Below are 17,726 nucleotides of genomic sequence, written 5' to 3' on the forward strand. Positions count from 1 at the left end.
CGCGGCCGCCCGCGGGCTGTGGGGAATCAGAGGTCTTCGTCGCTGAGGACGGTGATTCCTTCGGAGCGCAGCAGTGCGGCGGTGATGCCTTCACCGTCGCGCAGGACTCCGGCCTCGTACACGCGTTGGGTACCGCACGAAGGGCTCTTCTCCTTCAGCAGGGCCACCGTCGCGCCGAACTTCCGCGCCGCCTCCAGCGCCAGCCGCGCGCCGCGCAGGAAGGCGTCCGTCCGGTCCACGCCGGCCTCGCGCTCCAGCGCCCGCGCGCGGCCCGCCCAGACGTCCACGCCCGTGCCGCCGCTCAACTCCACCGGAGCACGCGGTATCGGCAGCCCCCCGCCCACCTCCGGGCATACCGGGACGATTTCCTTGTCCTCCAGGGCCGCCAGCACCCGCTCCGAGCGCTTGGAGCGCCCGTCGAAGCGGCAGGCCTCGCCAATCAGGCACGCGCTCACCAGCACCACGCGGGCCTCGCGCAGCGCGGCGACGCGCTCCTCACGCGACACGGCCTCCGTCATGACCGGGGCGCTCCCGGGCTGCGCAGCGACGACTCTCCCACCGTGGTCTGTGCATCCACGCGGGTGCGCGCCCCGTCCAGCGCCACCTTGCCCGTCACCGCCAGCCCCACGGCCAGCGGATAGAGCCGGTGCTCCTCGGTGAGGATGCGCGCGCTCAGACTCTTCTCGTCATCCTCCGGCAGCACCGGCACGGCGGCCTGCGCGATGATGGGGCCGGTGTCCGTGCCCGCGTCCACGAAGTGCACGGTGCAGCCGGCGATCTTCACGCCGCGCTCCAGCGCCTGCCGCTGCGCATGCAGCCCGGGGAAGGACGGCAGCAGGGAAGGGTGGATGTTCAGCACCCGCCCCGCGTAGTGGCCCAGGAAGTCCGCGCTCAAGAGGCGCATGAACCCCGCCAGGCACACCCACTCCACGCCCGCGTCTCGCAGCGCCGCGAGCAGCGCCTTCTCGAAGTCCGCCTTCGACGCGTGCGCCTTGTGGTCCACGACCACCGCGGGCACGCCGGCCTTGCGCGCCCGCTCCAGCGCGAAGGCGGTGGGCACGTTGGACACCACGCAGGCCACCTCGGCCGGGAAGCCCTCCTGCGCGCACGCGTCCAGCAACGCCTGCAGGTTGCTCCCGCTGCCGCTGACGAGGACTCCCAGCCGCGCCCGCGGGGCGCTCATGGCTCGATGACCGCCGTGGCCTCGCCCTCACCGGCCTCCACGCGGCCCACCTCGGTGGCCTCCACGCCGCGCGCCTTCAGCACGCTCAGCGCCTGCGCCACGTCCTCCTTCGCCACCACGACGATGAGGCCCAGGCCCATGTTGAACGTGTTGAACATCTCGTCCCGGGCCACTGCGCCGCGCTTCGCGATGAGGTCGAAGATGGGCGGCTTCGTCCACGCCTTCTCGCTCAGCACCGCGCGCGTGCCATCCGGCAGGCACCGGGGCAGGTTGCCCGGAATGCCGCTGCCGGTGATGTGGGCCATGCCCTTCACCTTCACCGCCTGCAGCAGCGCCAGCGCGTCCTTCACGTAGATGCGCGTGGGCTCCAGCAGCGCGTCGCCGAGCGGCCTGTCGAGTCCCTCGGGCGTCGAGTCCAGGGACAGCTTCGCGTCGTCCAGCAGCACCTTGCGCGCCAGCGAGTAGCCGTTGCTGTGCAGGCCGGAGGAGGTGAGGCCGATGAGCGCGTCACCGGGCTTCACGCTCTTGCCGTCGATGATGGCCGAGCGCTCCACCACGCCGACGCAGAAGCCCGCCAGGTCGTACTCGCCCCGCGCGTAGAAGCCCGGCATCTCCGCCGTCTCGCCGCCCAAGAGCGTGCACCCGGCCTGCTCGCAGCCCTGGGCAATGCCCTTCACCACCTCGGCGGCCGCGTCCACCTCCAGGCGGCCGGTGGCGAAGTAGTCGAGGAAGAACAGGGGCTCGGCGCCGCAGGTGAGGATGTCGTTCACCGACATGGCGACGAGGTCGATGCCCACCGTGCCGTGGCGCCCCGCGGAGAAGGCCACCTTCAGCTTGGTGCCCACCCCGTCCGTGCCGGCCACCAGCACCGGCTCCTTGTACTTGCCTGGCGGCAGGGCGAACAGGCCACCGAAGCCACCCACCCCGGCCACCACCTCGGGGCGCATGGTGCGCGCGGCATAGGGTTTGATTCGCTCGACGAACGCGTCGCCGGCCTCGATGTCTACTCCGGACTGCTTGTAGGTCGTTCCCACGGGCGGCCTTCTACCCGGCCGGGGCGCCGGTGTCTCGGGCCTCGAAGCGGGGGTGTCGTCTTTGAGGCTACGATGCCCTCCGGGATGACCTCCTTCCTCTCGCGCCGCCGCTTCGAGCTGCTCGCCCTGGCGCTCGCCGCCGCCTCCTGCGCCCTCCACGTGTGGGTGGAGCGCACGCCTGTCGTGGGGCTCGCGGCGGGAAGTGATGAAGACGCCCCGCTGCTCATCCGGGGCATCCACCTGCTGGAGGGCAAGGCCACCGACCTCCAGTTCCTCCTGCGAGGCACGCGCACCCCTTCCGACAAGGTGCTCGTGGTGGAGGTGGACGAGACGAGCGCGCAGGCCCACGGGCGCTGGCCATGGCCCCGGGACACCGTGGCGCTCGCCGTGGCCCGGCTCCAGGACGCGGGCGCCGCCGCCGTGGGCCTGGACATCATCTTCACCGACGAGGCCCGCGAGGAGGACACCCGCGTCTGGGCGCAGGCCCTGAGCGCCCTCGACCGCACCCTGGCGGAGTCGCCGGAGCTGGCCCCCAAGCTCGAAGGCTACCGGGCCGAGCTGTCCGCCCGGGGCGCGTCGTCCCGCGACGAGTCCCTGGCCGCCGTCCTCGCCGGCTCTCCCGGCGTGGTCCAGGGCGTCATGGTCTACACCGACAAGGAGCGCGAGCAGTTCGCCCCGCGCGAGGCCGAGTGGGCCGCGCTGCTGGAGCCCCACCTCCTGCGCCGCTTCCCAGGGACGGCGCCCGGCGCCTTCTTCGAGGTGGAGGCCGCCAGCGTGCCCGGCTGGCGCAACCGCTCCGCCCAGCTCCCGCTGCCGGAGCTGGCCCGGGCGAGCCGACGGCTCGGACACTTCAGCGCGGCCATGGACCCGGACGGCATCCTCCGCCGGCTGCCCGTGTTCGCGAAGCTGGAGGAGCCCGGTGGCTTCCTGCCGTCCCTCAGCGTGCAGACCGCGGCGGCGGCCTTGAACGCGGAGGTGGAGCCGGTGTTCGACCCGGACTCGGGCCACCTCGCCGGGGCCCGCCTGCGCTCGGCCGGGGGCGTGCAGCGCTTCGTGCCCATCCCCCTGGCGGAGCCCTTCACGCTCATCAACTACCCCGGCCCCGGTATCGCCTTCGACCGGCTGAGCATCGCGGACGTGCTGAAGGAAAAGTTCGATTCCGAGGCCTTGAAGAAGCGGGTGAAGGGCAGGGCGGTGCTGGTGGGCATCACCCTGCTGGGCAACTACGACCAGCGCGTCACGCCCTTCAAGGAGTTCGAGCCCGGCGTCTACGCCCACGCTGCGTTCCTCTCCAACATCCTCTCCGAGGACTACCTCACGCGGCCCGAGGGGCTCATCAGCCTGGAGCTGCTCTTCATGGTGGGCGCCGCGGTGCTGCTGGCCCGGCTGCTGCCGCGCGTGCGCTACACATGGAAGCTGGGCACGGTGGCGCTCTTGGCCGCCGCGTGGCTCACCGTGGACCAGGTCCTCTTCGTCCGGGGCATCCAGGTGGCCACCGTGGTGCCCATGCTGTCGCTCTTCACGTCCTCGTTCGGCGTGCTCTTTCTGGGCTACCGCACCGTGGACCAGGAGAAGTCTCGCCTGCGCCACACCTTCCAGCACTACCTGGACGCCAGCGTGATGGAGCAGGTGCTGGAGCACCCCGAGCGCCTCAAGCTGGGCGGCGAGCGCAAGGAGCTCACCGTCCTCTTCTCCGACATCCGCGGCTTCACCCCGTTGTCCGAGCGCATGTCGCCCGAGGGGCTGGTCACCTTCATCAACCAGTACCTCACGCCGATGACGGGCGTGGTGTTCGCGCACGGGGGCACGCTCGACAAGTACATCGGCGACGCCATCATGTGTTTCTGGGGTGCGCCGGTGGATCAACCGGACCATGCGCTGCGCGCCTGCCGCGCGGCGCTGGGCTTCCTCGACAAGCTCCAGGAACTCAAGGTCCGCTGGCGCGCCGCCGGCCTGCCCGAAGTCGACATCGGCGTGGGCATCAACACCGGCCCGATGAACGTGGGCCACATGGGCACCGAGTCGCGCTTCAACTACACCGTCATGGGCGACGCCGTGAATCTCGCCTCGCGCCTGGAGGGGCTCAACAAGGAGTACGGCACGCGCGTCCTCATCTCCGAGGGCACGTATCTCCAGGTGAAGGAGCACGTCATCGCCCGCCGCCTCGGCGCCGTGCGCGTGAAGGGCAAGCAGGAGCCCGGGGCCCTCTACGAGCTGCGCGCCATGGGCCGCGCCACCGGCACGGACGCGGAGGCCATCCGCCTCTTCGAAGAGGGCGTGGACCGCTTCATCTCCCGCGACTGGGAGACCGCGCAGGTCCTCTTCCGCCGCACGCTCGAGCTCTGGCCGGAAGATGTCCCCTCGCTCCGCTACGCGGAGGCCGCCGCCGCGTTCCGCATGTTGCCCCCGGGACCGGACTGGGACGGCGTCTTCACCGCCACGACCAAATAGGTCGTACGCGCTGTCCCACACGCGGCGCACAGCAAGGATATTTGACCGGGGGGGTGGGGGCTGATTGACTCCTCGCAGGATGGGCGCCGAGGAAACACTCTTTCAACGCTTCGGGAAGGAATTCCCCAAAGGTACCGAGCTCTTCCGTGAGGGAGAGACCGGGAAGGAAATGTACGTCATCCAGGCGGGCAGGGTGTCCATCTCCAAGCGCGTGCGCGACGTGGAGAAGGTTCTCGCGGTGCTCGGCCCCGGCGAGTTCTTCGGGGAGATGGCCATCATCTCCAACAAGCCCCGCAACGCGTCCGCCATGGTCCAGGACGACGCGCGACTGCTGGTCATCGACCCCAAGACGTTCGAGGGGATGATCCGCGGCAACGCTGAAATCGCCGTCCGGATGATCAAGAAGCTGGCCGAGCGCCTCTCCGAGGCCGACGCGCAGATCGAGAACCTGCTCCACCACGACCCCGCCAGCCGCGTGGTGCATCAGATCCTCCAGGCCGCCCTGACGCGCGGCCGCCAGATGGACGAGGGCGTGGAGATCGACTTCATGGTGCGCGAGATGCCCCGCCAGCTCGGCGTGGGTGAGCCCGCGGTGCGGAGCATGCTGGACAAGCTGGAGCGGGCCGGGCTCATCGAGCGCGGCCAAGACAGACTGACCGTGTATGACACGGCCAGACTCCACGACTACCTCCAATACCTGGAGATGAAGTGGAAGTTCGGAGACCTCTAGCGTGAAGCTGCGAGTCCTCGGGTGCCACGGCGGCGAGCTGCCCACGTGCAAGAGCACGTGCTTCCTCGTCGATGACGTGCTCGCGCTCGACGCGGGTGCGCTGACGGGCTCGCTCACGCTCGAGGAGCTGTGCCGCGTGGACCACATCCTCGTGGGCCACAGCCACTTCGACCACGTGAAGGATCTGCCGCTGATGGCGGACCTGGTCATCGGCCGCAGGGACAAGCCGGTCACCATCCACGCCTCGCGCGAGTGCACCAAGGCGCTGCGCGACAACATGTTCAACAACGCGCTGTGGCCGGACTTCACGCGCATCCCCACGCGCGCCAATCCCGTCCTCCAGCTCAAGTCCTTCCGCGCGGGCAGCAGCTTCCAGGTGGGCCCCTACCACGTGCGCAGCGTGCCTGTGAGCCACCCGGTGGAGTCCTGCGGCTTCATCATCTCCAACGGCAAGAGCACCCTCGCCATGAGCGGCGACACCGGGCCCACCGACAAGCTCTGGAAGGCGCTCAACAAGACGGAGAACCTCAAGGCGCTGCTGTTGGAGACGTCCTTCCCCAACAAGCTCCAGTCGCTCGCGGACATCTCCGGCCACCTGACGCCCTACACGCTGGAGCAGGAGCTGAAGAAGTTCCGCCGCAACGGGGCCTCGGTGATGCTCTACCACCTGAAGCCCGCCTTCGTGGCGCAGCTCAAGAAGGAGCTGGCGACGCTGCCGGTGGACGTGCTCGAGCTCGGCGACACCTTCGAGCTGTAGCGGGCCGTCAACGCGTCGCGCCACACGGAACGGTTGACGGCTGGGGGCAGGCGGGATTAACCCCGCCTCGTCATGGCCTGGTTCTCCAAGAAGCCCCGCATCTCCACCCCCTCCGAAGCCGAGCAGCCAACCGAGTCCCGCCCGTCCCGCATGGAAGGGCTGTGGGCGAAGTGCGAGACCTGCGACGAAATCCTCTATCGGCAGGACCTGGAGAAGAACTGGATGGTGTGCCCGCACTGCGAGCACCATCACTACTGGCCGGCCCGCGCCCGCTTGGCCGCGCTCCTGGATCCGGACAGCTTCGAGGAGTTCGACAAGGAGCTGGAGCCGCAGGACCCGCTCGGGTTCAGCGACACGAAGAAGTACAAGGACCGCATCAAGTCCACGCGCAAGAGCCTGGGCGAGCCGGACGCGTTCGTCTCCGGCATGGGCCGCATCGAGGGCCACCAGGTCTCCGTGGGCTGCTTCGTCTTCGAGTTCATGGGCGGCTCCATGGGCTCGGTGGTGGGCGAGAAGGTGGCGCGCGTCTTCGAGCGGGCGCACGAGCTGAAGTGCTCCGCCATCATCTTCTCCGCGTCTGGCGGCGCGCGCATGCAGGAGGGCATCTTCTCCCTCATGCAGATGGCGAAGACGTCCGCGGCCATTGCCCGCTTCCGCACCGGCACGCGGCCGTACGTCTCCGTGCTGCTCAACCCCACCACCGGCGGCGTCGCCGCGTCCTTCTCGTGGCTGGGTGACGTCATGCTCGCCGAGCCCAAGGCCCTCATCGGCTTCGCCGGCCCGCGCGTCATCGAGCAGACCATCCGCCAGAAGCTGCCCGAGGGCTTCCAGCGCTCGGAGTTCCTGCTGGAGCACGGGATGATCGACAGCATCGTCCACCGCAAGGAGCTGCGCACGAAGCTGGGGACGATTCTCGGCCTGCTGGGCTGAGCGCGCCCAAGGGCTTCCACCGCTTCCACCGGCATGAGCGCCCCGCGGACGCCACAGGAGGCGCTGGCCTTCTTCACGAAGCTCAACCCCTCCGGCATCAAGCTGGGGCTGGAGCGCGTGCGCGAGGCGCTGGAGGCGCTGGGCCACCCGGAGCGGCGCTACCCGGCGCTGCACGTGGCGGGCACCAACGGCAAGGGCAGCACCTGCGCCTTCACCGCCGCCGCGCTCCAGGCCGCGGGCCACCACGTGGGCCTCTACACGTCCCCGCACCTGGTGCGCGTCAACGAGCGCATCCGCGTGGACGGCGCGGACATCACCGACGAGGACTTCGGGCGCGCCATCCTCGAGGTGCTGGAGCGCTACCCGTCCGCCGTCACCGACCCGATGACGTACTTCGAGTTCGGCACCGTGGTGGCCCTCTGGCACTTCGCCCGGGTGGGCGTGGACGTGGCCGTGCTGGAGACGGGGCTCGGCGGCCGGCTGGATGCCACCACCGCCGCAAGCCCGGTGGTGACGGCGATTACGCCCGTGTCCTTCGACCACATGGAGTACCTGGGCCACACGCTCGCGGCCATTGCCGGGGAGAAGGCCGGCATCCTCAAGCCCGGCGTGCCCTGCGTCGTGTCCCGGCAGGAACCGGAGGCCCTGGAGGCGATTGTCCGCAAGGCCGGGTCGCTCGGCGTCCCCCTGTGGGTGGAGGGGCGGGACTTCGTGGGCGAGCCGCACCCGGATGGAACCCTGTCCTACCGGGGGCCCTCCTGGTCGCTGGAGGGGCTGGCGGTGTCCCTGCGCGGCCCCCACCAACGGCAGAACGCCGCGGTGGCGCTCGCCTGCCTGGAAGCCCTCCACGCGCACGGCGTGGCCGTTCCCCTGGAGGCCGCGCGGGCGGGGGTGGCCTCGGCGCGCTGGCCGGGGCGCCTGGAGGAGGTGGCCGGGCAGCCTCCCGTCCTGCTCGACGGCGCCCACAACCCGGCGGGGGTGGAGGTGCTGCTCGCCTCGCTGCGCGTGCTGTATCCGGACCGCCGCATCCACCTCGTGTTCGGCGTGGTGGGGGACAAGGACCGTGGCCCGATGATCCGGGCGCTGTTTCCCCGGTGTACTTCGGTTCAGCTCACGCCGCTTGATACACCGCGCTCGCTGGCTCCCGCGGCCTACGTGGACGAGGCCCGCGCGCTCTGCGCGGACGTGGCTGCCTGGTCTGATCTGGACTCGGCGCTCGCCGCCGCGCGACGGAAGGCAGGGCAGGGGGACGTCGTGCTCTGCACAGGCTCACTGTTTTTGGTGGGCATGGTGAAGGCTCGCCTGGTCTGAAACCTTGGCGCGATGCATCAGCGGCCGTAGATTCAAGGCATGCGCCTGCCGGACTGGAGAGCCGCGACCCCAGGGCCGCACTTCCCCACCATCGACGAAGTCGACTTCCGGGCGCTTTACTCGAAGACGAAGTACGTCGTGGAGACGGCGGACGGCTGGTCGCTGGTCATCACCCGCTACCGTCCGGTGAAGCAGCCCTTCCCGCAACCGCTGTTCGGTGAGCCGCTGCTGCTGGTGCACGGCTTCTCGCAGAACCGGCACACGTGGACGAGCGGCCAGTTCGTGAAGAACCTGCTCTTCTTCGGGGTGGACATCCACATCCTGGAGCTGCGCGGCCACGGCAAGAGCTCCATCGCCTTCCAGCGGGAGCGCGCCGAGCGCTTCAAGCGCCCCCTGCCTCCGGACCTGGACTACGGCTGGGACATCGACAGCTACTTCCTCTACGACCTGCCGGCAGCCGTCTCCGGGGTGAAGCGCATCACCCGCCGCGAGCGCATCTTCTACTGCGGCCACTCGATGGGCGGCATGCTGGGCTACGGCTACGCCGGCATCCACAACGACTTCGAAGGGCTGATGACCATCGGCTCTCCGGCGGACCTGGGCCGGGGCTTCATGCTGCTGCGCCTGCTGGCGCACGGCACACCGCTCCTGGGTGGCATGATTGACCTGACGCTCGCCGGGCTGAACGTGAGCGGGAAGGTGGAAGGCGCCGGCCGCAGGCTCCTGGCACGAGGGGTGGGGGCCCTGCACGCGGGGCTGGGCCGCAAGCTGCAGCCGGAGGAGCGGCGGCAGCTGCGCTTCAACGCGATGCCGGTGGACCTCATCCTCAAGTTCGTGGAGCGGCAGCTCGGCAAGGCGGAGGACTCGCCCCTCTACCAGCAGCTGACCACCCGGCTGAACCGGCTCATCAACCCGGAGCGGGTGAGCGCGGATGACATCCGCTGGCTCTTGCGCGAGGGCGGCGAGCGCGAGCCGCGCAAGGTGCTGGAGCAGTTCGCGCGGTGGATTCGCCGCGGCGAAATGGTCTGCTATCGGACGGGCTTCGACTTCAAGCGCGGCTTCGGCCGCATCGAAGTGCCCATGGCCATCATCTTCGGAGACCTGGACCCGCTCGCCTCGCTGGAGTCCACCCGGAGCGTGTACCGCGCGGCGAAGAGCGAGTACCTCCTCTGGCGGCCGGTGAAGGGAAACAGCCACATCGAGCTGACGATGGGCCACGACATCCGGCAGATCTGCTACGACATCAAGAACCTCATCGAGTACGCCCGGACGCATCGCAGCCGCGCGCCCAGCCTCCCGCGCCTGCGGAAGTAGCGGGCTCCGTGGGGCCGACGCACCGCCCGGACGGAAAGTTGGAGGGAAGGGGACGCGTGCTAGCATCCTCGTGCTCTGTCAACGTGAACGGGAGTGGGCGATGAAGGCCTCTGCGGTGTGGCTGCTCGGTGTCGTGCTCGTGCCAGTGATGGCGCTCGCGCAAGCTCCGGCGGCGGACGTGAACACCATCACCGCCGTGCAGGTGAATGGCGGCACCGTGTCCATCTCCGGCACGAAGAAGCCCAACTTCACCACCTTCACCATGACGGACCCGCCGCGGCTCGTCATCGACATCTCCGAGGCCGTCTTCTCCGGCGTCCCGGAGGAGGTCCAGGTGGGCAATGGCACCGTGACGGGCATCCGCACGGCCAGCTACGGCTCGGACGCGTCCGCCATCGCCCGCGTGCTCATCGGCTACGAGCGCGAGGTGGAGACGGACATCCAGGCCAACGGCAACCAGCTCATCGTGAAGGTGGCGGGCGGAGGAGGCCAGGCCGTCGCGCAGGCGCCCGCGGAGACTCCGGACGCCCAGCCGTCCGGCGCCGCCGAGCCCGCCACGAAGCCCGCCGGAGATGGCACCGCCGCCCAGGCCGCCGCCGCAGCGGAGACCGAGCGTCAGGCCCAGGAGAAGGCCACGGCCCAGGCCGCCGCCGCGGCTGCCGCCGACCGCCAGGCGCAGGAGAAGGCCGCCGCCGAGGCCACCGCCCGCGCCCAGGCGGACGCCGACGCGGAGAAGAAGCGTCAGGAAGAGGCCCGCGCCGCGGCCCAGCGCCAGGAAGAGGAGACCCGCGCCTCCGCCCAGGCCGCCGCCGACGAGAAGAAGCGCCAGGAGGAGGCGACCCGCGCCTCCGCCCAGGCCGCCGCCGACGAGAAGAAGCGCCAGGAAGAGGAGGCCCGCGCCTCCGCGAAGACCGCCGAGGAGGAGCGCCGCGCCGCCGCGCAGGCCGCCGCCGACGAGAAGAAGCGCCAGCAGGAGGAGGCCCGGTCCGCCGCGAAGAGCACGGACGAGGAGCGCCGCGCCGCCGCGCAGGCCGCCGCCGACGAGAAGAAGCGTCAGGCACAGGCCGCCGCCGAGGAGCGCCAGGCTGCGGCCCAGGCCGCCGCGGACGAGCGCCGCGCCGAGCAGGAGGCCGCCGCCGAGGAGCGCCGCCAGCGCCAGGAGCAGGCCCGCGCCTCCCGCGAGAGCACCAAGCAGGAGAAGCTCGCCATGGCGGAGCCGCGCGAGCGCACCCGCCGCGAGGTCTCCAGCGGCTCCGACGCCTCGGCGGAGGTGTCCTCGCGCCGCAAGACGATGACGCTGGTCGGCTTCCAGCAGCAGTCCGGCGCGTCCCGCGTGTTCATCCGCACCAATGAGCCGGTGCGCTACACGGCGAGCGAGGATGGCCGCTCGGTGGTGGTGGAGCTGGAGAACACCCGCATCGACCTGAGCAACAACACCCGCCCGCTGGACACGTCCTTCTTCAGCTCCCCCGTCACTCGGGTGGAGGCGGACTCGTCCGGCCGCGCGGTGCGCGTCACCATCAACCTGCGGGAGCAGGTGCCCTTCCAGGCTCGCCAGGAAGGCAATGTCATTTCGTTGGACTTCCAGCGCACGGGGCGCTGAAAAGGGCACGCCGCGCGGCCCGGGCGCGGCATACCCTGCACCCCTGAATGAGCATCCTCGTCCCGCTCGCTGCCGCGCTGCTCGTGTCGTCGGCGCAGATTCCGCTCGCCACGCAGGTGCAGCTGCCCACCGGCGAGACGGTGGAGCTGGCGGCGGACTTCGTCGCCTACGAGGCCGACAAGCAGGTCCTCACCGCGCGCGGCCACTGTGAGCTGCGCACCGGGGACATGCTGCTGCGCGCCGACGAGGTGACGTACGACGAGGCCGGCCAGGTGGCCACCGCCTCCGGCAACGTCATGTTCGTGGGCCCCGGCGGCATGGCCGCGGTGGCGGACTCCGTGCGCGTGGACATCCGCTCCTTCGAGGCCAACCTCCAGGGCGGCCTCTTCATGCAGAAGCGGGGCGTCACCCTGGAGGCCATGCTCTCGGCGAAGACGCCGCAGGAGCTGCGCGCCATGGGGGAGACGCCCGTCATCATCAGCGGCACGCGCATCCGCCGCACCGGGCCCAACTCCTTCGTCGTCGACGACCTGGCCTTCACCCCGTGCGAGTGCGGGCCCGGCGAGCCCAGCTGGCGCGTGGAGGCCAGCGCCGCCAACGTCGTCCTCGGCGAGCGCGCCACGCTGACCTGGCCCGTGGTGTACGTGCGCTCGGTCCCCGTCTTCGCGCTGCCCTGGCTCTACCTGCCGCTGGCGGAGCGGCGCTCGGGCCTGCTCATCCCCAAGCCCAGCTCCTCCAGCCAGAATGGCTTCGCGCTGGAGCAGCCCGTCTTCTTCACCCTGGGCCGCAGCTACGACGTCACCTTCACCCCCGGGTACTTCACCGGCGGCGGGGACGTGGAGCGGGTGGATACACGCGGCAACGAGGACAAGGAGGACGACATCACCTACAAGGAACCGGGCCTCTTCGGCGTCAAGGGGCCCCGCCTCCTCACGGAGTTCCGCTACGTCCCCAGCGAGCGCGCGCGGGGCCGCGTCACCCTGGGGCTGCTCTACGACTCCCGTCCCCGCGTGGACCCCATGACCTATGACTTCTTCCGCTACCCGCCCTCGGCCCCGGTGCCGTTGCTGGTGGTGGATGAAGCGCGCGGCCTGCGCGGAGAGGCGTCCTGGCAACACACGCAGGAGCTGGGCAACAACTGGTTCGACCGGGTGGACGCGTCCATCGTCTCCGACGGCAAGTACACCCGGGACCTCACCGCGGACATCCTCGCGCGCGAGTTCCAGTACCTGCGCAGCACCGCCGCGCTCTACAAACGCGAGGATGACTTCTACGCCGGCATGGACGTGTCGCTGCGTCAGGACATCCGCTGGCCCTATCGCTACTTCCAGGACAACCACGTGCCGGCCGTCCTGGACCCGGCCGAGCCGGACCGGCCCGCGCCCATCAGCTTCCAGCGCCTGCCCGGCATCACCGTGGCCCTGCCCGAGCGCCCGCTGTCGCTCTTGGGGGGCCTCACCGCGGGGCTGAGGGTGGAGTACTCGCGCCTCTCCCCGGTGCTGAACGGGTACGGGGACGAGGGCGTCGACGGCGTCTTCCGCCCGTCCGCCACGTACATCCCCCCGTGGTACTCCCCGGAAGCCGGCACGCTGCCGCTGCCGCAGGACACCTTCCAGTCCAACGGCGTCTACGACTCGGCCGACCGGGAGGCCAGGGACCGCGTGGACTTCTCTCCCCGGCTGTCCACCTCCTTCGGCCTGGGAAACTACGCGCGGGTGACGCCCTCGCTGGGGCTCCGGCAGGACTTCTGGGCCGGGGAGGTCTCCGGACGGACCTTCCAGCGCGGCTACCCCATTGCCGGCCTGCTGGTGGACTCGCAGGTCGCCACCACCTGGTCGGGCCGGGCGGACGCGAAGTACCGGCACGCCATCACCCCCTCGCTGGAGGTGCGCTACGTCCCCGGCGGGTGGGGGCGCGTGCCCACGGTGGGGGGCTCGAAGGACGGCCCGCCTCAGCTCTATGACGAAGTGGACGCTGCGGCCCCCCTGCATCCGGACGGGCGGACGCGCGGCTTCCTGCATGCCGTGCTCGCCGTGGACCAGTCCCTGCGCTTCAAGCGGGGCGCGAACATGCAGGAGCCCGTGCGCCTGCGAATCGGACAGGGGTTCGACCTGACCCGGCAGGGCTCAAACCCCGCCAACCCGGATGAGAAGGGACCCCTGCTGCGGGACACCTTCGCGCGCCTGAGCGCCGGGGCGGGTGTCATCACCGCGGGAGGGCAGATTCGCATGGACCCGAACACGGGCCGCATCACCCAGCTCAGCGCGGACTTCAACATCGACAACGGGAAGGGCGCTGGCCTGTACGCCCGGTTCGACGACTACCTCGCCTCCTCGGGCGCCGCCATTGACGCGGGTGCTGATCCACTCGCCGTCGGGCCGGATGCCGTACGGCGGCGCCTGGACACCCTGGTAGGCAGCGCATCGTTCGAAGCGCCCGGTCTCCCTCCGGCCGAACGGGTTCAGACCCTCATTGCGGGTACGCGTTTGAAGCTCGGATTTGGGCTGGGAGTGCGGTACGAAGCCTACGTGCAGCCGTTGTACGAAGATTCAACCTCAAAAGAGTCAAAACCCCTGTACCAGCAGACTCTCGGCCTCTCGTACGGGCCTGCGTGTGACTGCTGGCGGCTTGAAGGGGTGATGATCCTGCGCCGGGATTCGACGCCGGAATTCGGCGGCATCAATCTCAGCGTCGCAGGGTTCGGGTCCTTCGGTTCCGGCGGCTAGGAATCACCCGCCGTGCGTGGTGGTTCCACCAACCTCGAATCAGCCAGGAGATGTAATTTCGTGTCGGACCTCGGAAAACGAATTGGACAACGCATCCGCGAGCTTCGCACGCAGCGACCGGAGCGGTGGACGCAGGAAGAGCTCGCGGAGCGGGCCCAGATCAGCGTCTCCTTCCTTTCCATGATCGAGCGCGGTGAGCGTGTCCCCCACGTGGAGACGCTGGCCGCCCTGGCCAACGCGTTGGGCGTGAGCCTCGGTGAGCTCTTTACTGGAACGGAACAGACCCTTGCTCAGACGGAGGACCTGCTGCGTCCCCTGTCTGACTTCGCGCGCGCCCGCGGCCTCACGGCCCGGGACGTGGACCGCCTGCTCGGGGTCGCGCGGGTGATGTTCAGCGGTTCCGCCGCCTGACATCCCCCCACTGAGGCCAGGCCCGGCTCACAATGGGACTCCGGTCTTCCTGTCCTGTCCTTGACTGGACGGCAGGTCGCCCGGGAAGATGCAGGGGATTCGCTGTGCGACGCATTCGTACAGCGTGCTTCCTCCATCATCTTCAAGGAGTTTCCGCTGATGCGTCCGGGTCTGGCCCCATGGGTGGCCTTCGCGAGCGTGGTGTTCGTGGCGTGCTCGCCGCCAGCCCCCGCCACACTTGAGTTCGTGGACCAGTCACCGGCGCAGCCGCGACTGGGAGAAATCACCACGCTGCGCTTCCGGGCGGTGGATTCTCGTGGCCAGCCTCAGGCGGGCACGAAGGTCTCCTTCTCGCTGCAGTCAGACGTGCCCGGCGTGGAGCTGTCGCCCGACGAGGGCACCACCAACGCCGGGGACGGTGTCGTCTCCGTGCAGGTGGTGGCCCGGGGCGGCCGCGTGGCCTCCGTCGTCGTGGTGGCCACCGCCACCGGCGGCGAGGAGACGAAAACGGCCGTCAGTCCGGTGGTGAGCTTCGCCGGCGCCAACTCCAGCTCCCGTCAGCTGACCTTCCAGTGCGGCTCGTTCTCCGGTTCCGGCTCCGGCCTGCACCACGCCATTGGCGCGTGGGACGAGACGCGCAACCTCATCGCCGGCGTCAAGGTGCGCTGCATCGCCCACGTGGGCGACCGCAACGGTGACGGCATCACCGGGGCGCAGGTGTCCTTCCTCACGGAGGCGGGCACCATCGGTCCCAGCGCCGTGTCCTCCACGGACGTGGTGGGCAACGCCGAGGCCCTCTACAAGTCCTCGTTCCCCCTGCCGGAGGACGTGGCCCCGGCGACGTTCACCTGGCAGCCGGTGAAGGACGTCACCCACACGGGTGAGTACGTCGCCCCGCTGTGGATGCACCCCTTCCTCTGGGAGGAGAACCCGCTGGCGGCCTTCGGCACGACGCCCCGTCCCTACGAGGATCGCCCCGAGCCGCGCCGCAATGACCCCATCCGGCCGGGCATCGTCAACAACCCGCGCGACAACCTCGTCTCCATCATCGCCATCACGAGCGGTGAGGAGGCGTACGACGACAACAACAACAACGGCCAGTGGGACACGGGCGAAAACTACGATGACCTGACGGAGCCCTTCGTCGACAACAACGACAACGGCACGTGGGACCCGCACGAGCGCTACGTGGACACCAACGGCGACGGGAAGTGGAACGGCAAGAACGGCAAGTTCGACGCCTCCACGCTCATCTGGGTGCAGGAGCGCATCCTCTGGACGGGCTGGCCGCACGCGCTGGACGCGCCGCAGGTCTTCCGGCAGATCCGCCCGCTGCCCGACGTGGTCCCGACGACCTTCATCATCGAGCACTTCGGCTCGCAGGCGGTCCAGTTCCTCGTGTCGGACCCCTGGTACAACCGCATCGCGCAGAACGCGGACGAAGACGGCTGCACCGGCGGCGCGTCCGGCCCCGTGGAGGTGGCGCCCACCATCACCGGCATCGCGCTGACGTACCCCTCCTTCAAGTTCGAGAGCTACTCGGTGGACGACGTCCACGAGCAGCCGCCCGACGGCGCCCCGCCGCCGGAGAGCAACCCGCCCGTGCCCTGGGAGGTGTCGCCGACCTGCTACTACACGGCCGCCCAGCTCGAGGGCCACAAGGTGGGCATCGTCGGTCCCACCGTCAAAGGCGTCGTGAAGTAGCCGAGGGTGCGCAAGCAGGGGCCCGGGGCATGCCGCAACAAGGCATTGACCCCGGGGCCCCTCCCTCCGTAGGGTCGGCCCCCCGGCCGATTGGCGAATCAACACCCCCGGGGGAGGACGTCGTGGGTCAGCAGAGCAAGACGGCGGCGGACAACGGCTCGCGAGAGAGCGAGCGGCGCCGCACCATCCTGCGCGCGGCCATCGACGTGTTCGCCCGCAAGGGCTACCACGGCTGCCGTATCGCGGACGTCGCCAAGGAGGCGGGCGTCGCGTACGGGCTCGTCTACCACTACTTCAAGAACAAGGATGAGCTGCTGGAGACGGTGTTCGACACCGGCTGGAGCGGCTTCGTCACGCGCGTGCGCGCGGTGGTGGAGACGGAAGGCACGCTCGCGGAGAGGGTCCGCGGAATCGTGGACGTGGCCTTCGAGGCCTACCGCGTGGACCCGCGCGCGGTGAAGGTCCTCATCCTGGAGATTGCCCGCAGCCCGGCCGGCTCCCGCATCAACCGGCAGACGGCCTTCGTTGACGCCATCCGGCTGAGCTCGGGGCTGTTCGCCCAGGCGAAGGAGTCCGGGGAGCTGCGCGCGGACATGGACCCGCAGCTGGCCTCGGCGCTCCTCTTCGGCAACATCGAGATGGGGCTCACCGCCTTCGTGGTGGGGCTGACCGACTCGCGCGACGTCGCCGCGCTGGAGCGGGCCAAGGCGCAGATTGCCGACTCCTTCCTCTACGGCGTCCTCACGGGCGCCCATGGCGAAGAGGTGCCCACATGGAAGTCGTCGGAGAAGCCGCCGGAGAAGTCCGCTACGAAGTCCAGGGCGCCCAAGCGCACCTGACCATCGACCGACCGAAGGCCCGCAACGCGCTGTCGCCCGCCGTGGTGCGGGGGCTCATCTCGGGTCTCGAGCGCGCCGACGCCGACGCCGCCGTGCGCGTGGTGGTGCTCACCGGCGCGGGCGAGAAGGTCTTCTGCGCGGGTGGAGACCTGGGGCAGATGGCCGGGGACGAGGGCTTCCTCTCCACGCACGAGGGCCGGCGCTCCTACGGGAAGCTCCTCTCGCGCTTCCAGGAGGCGCGCAAGCCCACGGTGGCGCGCGTCAACGGGCACGCGCTGGCGGGCGGCCTGGGCCTGGTGCTCGCGTGCGACCTGGCCGTCGCGGTGGAGGGCGCCGACTTCGGCACGCCCGAAATCGACGTGGGCCTCTTCCCGATGATGATGATGGCGCTGCTCCAGAGGCACGTGGGCCGCAAGCGCGCGCTGGAGCTGGTGCTCACGGGAGACAGGCTGCCGGCGCGCGACGCGCTGGCGCTGGGGCTGGTCAACCGGGTGGTGCCGGCCGCGGAGCTGGACGCCGCGGTGGGGGCGCTGGCGGGGAAGCTGGCCGGCAAGAGCCAGGCGGTGCTGGCGCTGGGGCGCCGCGCCTTCTTCACCGCCGAGGACCTGCCGCTGCCCTCGGCGCTGGAGTACCTGGCCTCGCAGCTGTCGCTGAACGTGCTCGCGGACGACGCGGGCGAGGGCATCTCCGCGTTCCTGGAGAAGCGCCCGCCGAAGTGGCACGACCGCTGACG

Annotated in this window: 15 protein-coding genes; 12 read left to right on the forward strand and 3 right to left on the reverse strand. The window is 70.2% G+C overall.

Translation table 11 applies throughout. The annotated features are described in order from the left end of the window. Positions 1-26: 26 nt before the first annotated feature. From G4D86_RS27280 to purM, 3 genes are read right to left on the reverse strand one after another with little or no spacing between them, the layout of a single operon-like run. Positions 27-518: a 2-thiouracil desulfurase family protein gene (locus G4D86_RS27280; RefSeq protein ID WP_163996963.1), complete on the reverse strand. Its 492-nt coding sequence runs from the start codon at positions 516-518 to the stop codon at positions 27-29. Continuing rightward, the gene (gene purN, locus G4D86_RS27285) at positions 515-1,183 is read right to left on the reverse strand and encodes a phosphoribosylglycinamide formyltransferase (protein ID WP_163996964.1); all 669 of its coding nucleotides are present in this window, start codon (positions 1,181-1,183) and stop codon (positions 515-517) included. The genes G4D86_RS27280 and purN overlap by 4 nt, the downstream gene beginning before the upstream one ends. After that, positions 1,180-2,217 (reverse strand): phosphoribosylformylglycinamidine cyclo-ligase, encoded by a 1,038-nt coding sequence (gene purM / locus G4D86_RS27290; protein ID WP_163996965.1) that lies wholly within the window; start codon positions 2,215-2,217, stop codon positions 1,180-1,182. The genes purN and purM overlap by 4 nt, the downstream gene beginning before the upstream one ends. Before the next feature lie 84 nt (positions 2,218-2,301). Between purM and G4D86_RS27295 the strand changes: the two genes are divergently transcribed. The 12 genes from G4D86_RS27295 (at position 2,302) to G4D86_RS27350 (ending at position 17,724) form a co-directional block, all read left to right on the forward strand. Continuing rightward, positions 2,302-4,668, forward strand: a complete 2,367-nt coding sequence (locus G4D86_RS27295; protein WP_163996966.1) for a CHASE2 domain-containing protein — start codon at positions 2,302-2,304, stop codon at positions 4,666-4,668. Between the two features lie 79 nt (positions 4,669-4,747). After that, complete coding sequence (locus G4D86_RS27300; RefSeq protein WP_163997050.1) at positions 4,748-5,398, forward strand: Crp/Fnr family transcriptional regulator; 651 nt, start codon at positions 4,748-4,750, stop codon at positions 5,396-5,398. Position 5,399: 1 nt separating this feature from the next. Beyond that, positions 5,400-6,155, forward strand: a complete 756-nt coding sequence (locus tag G4D86_RS27305) for an MBL fold metallo-hydrolase (RefSeq protein WP_163996967.1) — start codon at positions 5,400-5,402, stop codon at positions 6,153-6,155. 72 nt (positions 6,156-6,227) lie between these two features. Further along, on the forward strand, positions 6,228-7,085 hold the full coding sequence (gene accD, locus G4D86_RS27310; protein ID WP_163996968.1) for an acetyl-CoA carboxylase, carboxyltransferase subunit beta: 858 nt from the start codon (positions 6,228-6,230) through the stop codon (positions 7,083-7,085). 33 nt (positions 7,086-7,118) lie between these two features. Then, entirely contained in the window at positions 7,119-8,396 is a 1,278-nt protein-coding gene (locus G4D86_RS27315) for a bifunctional folylpolyglutamate synthase/dihydrofolate synthase (protein WP_205519756.1), read from the forward strand. 39 nt (positions 8,397-8,435) lie between these two features. After that, on the forward strand, positions 8,436-9,710 hold the full coding sequence (locus G4D86_RS27320) for an alpha/beta hydrolase (RefSeq protein ID WP_163996969.1): 1,275 nt from the start codon (positions 8,436-8,438) through the stop codon (positions 9,708-9,710). A 100-nt stretch (positions 9,711-9,810) separates the two neighbouring features. Continuing rightward, positions 9,811-11,313, forward strand: coding sequence for an AMIN domain-containing protein (locus tag G4D86_RS27325; protein WP_163996970.1), 1,503 nt, complete (start codon positions 9,811-9,813; stop codon positions 11,311-11,313). Between the two features lie 47 nt (positions 11,314-11,360). Beyond that, positions 11,361-14,039: an LPS-assembly protein LptD gene (locus G4D86_RS27330; protein ID WP_163996971.1), complete on the forward strand. Its 2,679-nt coding sequence runs from the start codon at positions 11,361-11,363 to the stop codon at positions 14,037-14,039. A 12-nt stretch (positions 14,040-14,051) separates the two neighbouring features. Next, on the forward strand, positions 14,052-14,450 hold the full coding sequence (locus G4D86_RS27335; protein WP_240360495.1) for a helix-turn-helix domain-containing protein: 399 nt from the start codon (positions 14,052-14,054) through the stop codon (positions 14,448-14,450). A 159-nt stretch (positions 14,451-14,609) separates the two neighbouring features. Then, positions 14,610-16,154 carry an Ig-like domain-containing protein gene (locus G4D86_RS27340; RefSeq protein WP_163996973.1) on the forward strand — a complete coding sequence of 515 codons (1,545 nt, stop codon included), beginning with the start codon at positions 14,610-14,612 and terminating at the stop codon, positions 16,152-16,154. A gap of 122 nt (positions 16,155-16,276) precedes the next feature. Next, positions 16,277-16,993, forward strand: a complete 717-nt coding sequence (locus G4D86_RS27345) for a TetR/AcrR family transcriptional regulator (RefSeq protein WP_163996974.1) — start codon at positions 16,277-16,279, stop codon at positions 16,991-16,993. Next, positions 16,927-17,724, forward strand: a complete 798-nt coding sequence (locus G4D86_RS27350; RefSeq protein WP_163996975.1) for an enoyl-CoA hydratase/isomerase family protein — start codon at positions 16,927-16,929, stop codon at positions 17,722-17,724. Before G4D86_RS27345 ends, G4D86_RS27350 begins: the two co-directional genes overlap by 67 nt. Positions 17,725-17,726 lie beyond the last annotated feature (2 nt).

The sequence above is a fragment of the Pyxidicoccus caerfyrddinensis genome (assembly GCF_010894405.1).
Taxonomy (GTDB): domain Bacteria; phylum Myxococcota; class Myxococcia; order Myxococcales; family Myxococcaceae; genus Myxococcus; species Myxococcus caerfyrddinensis.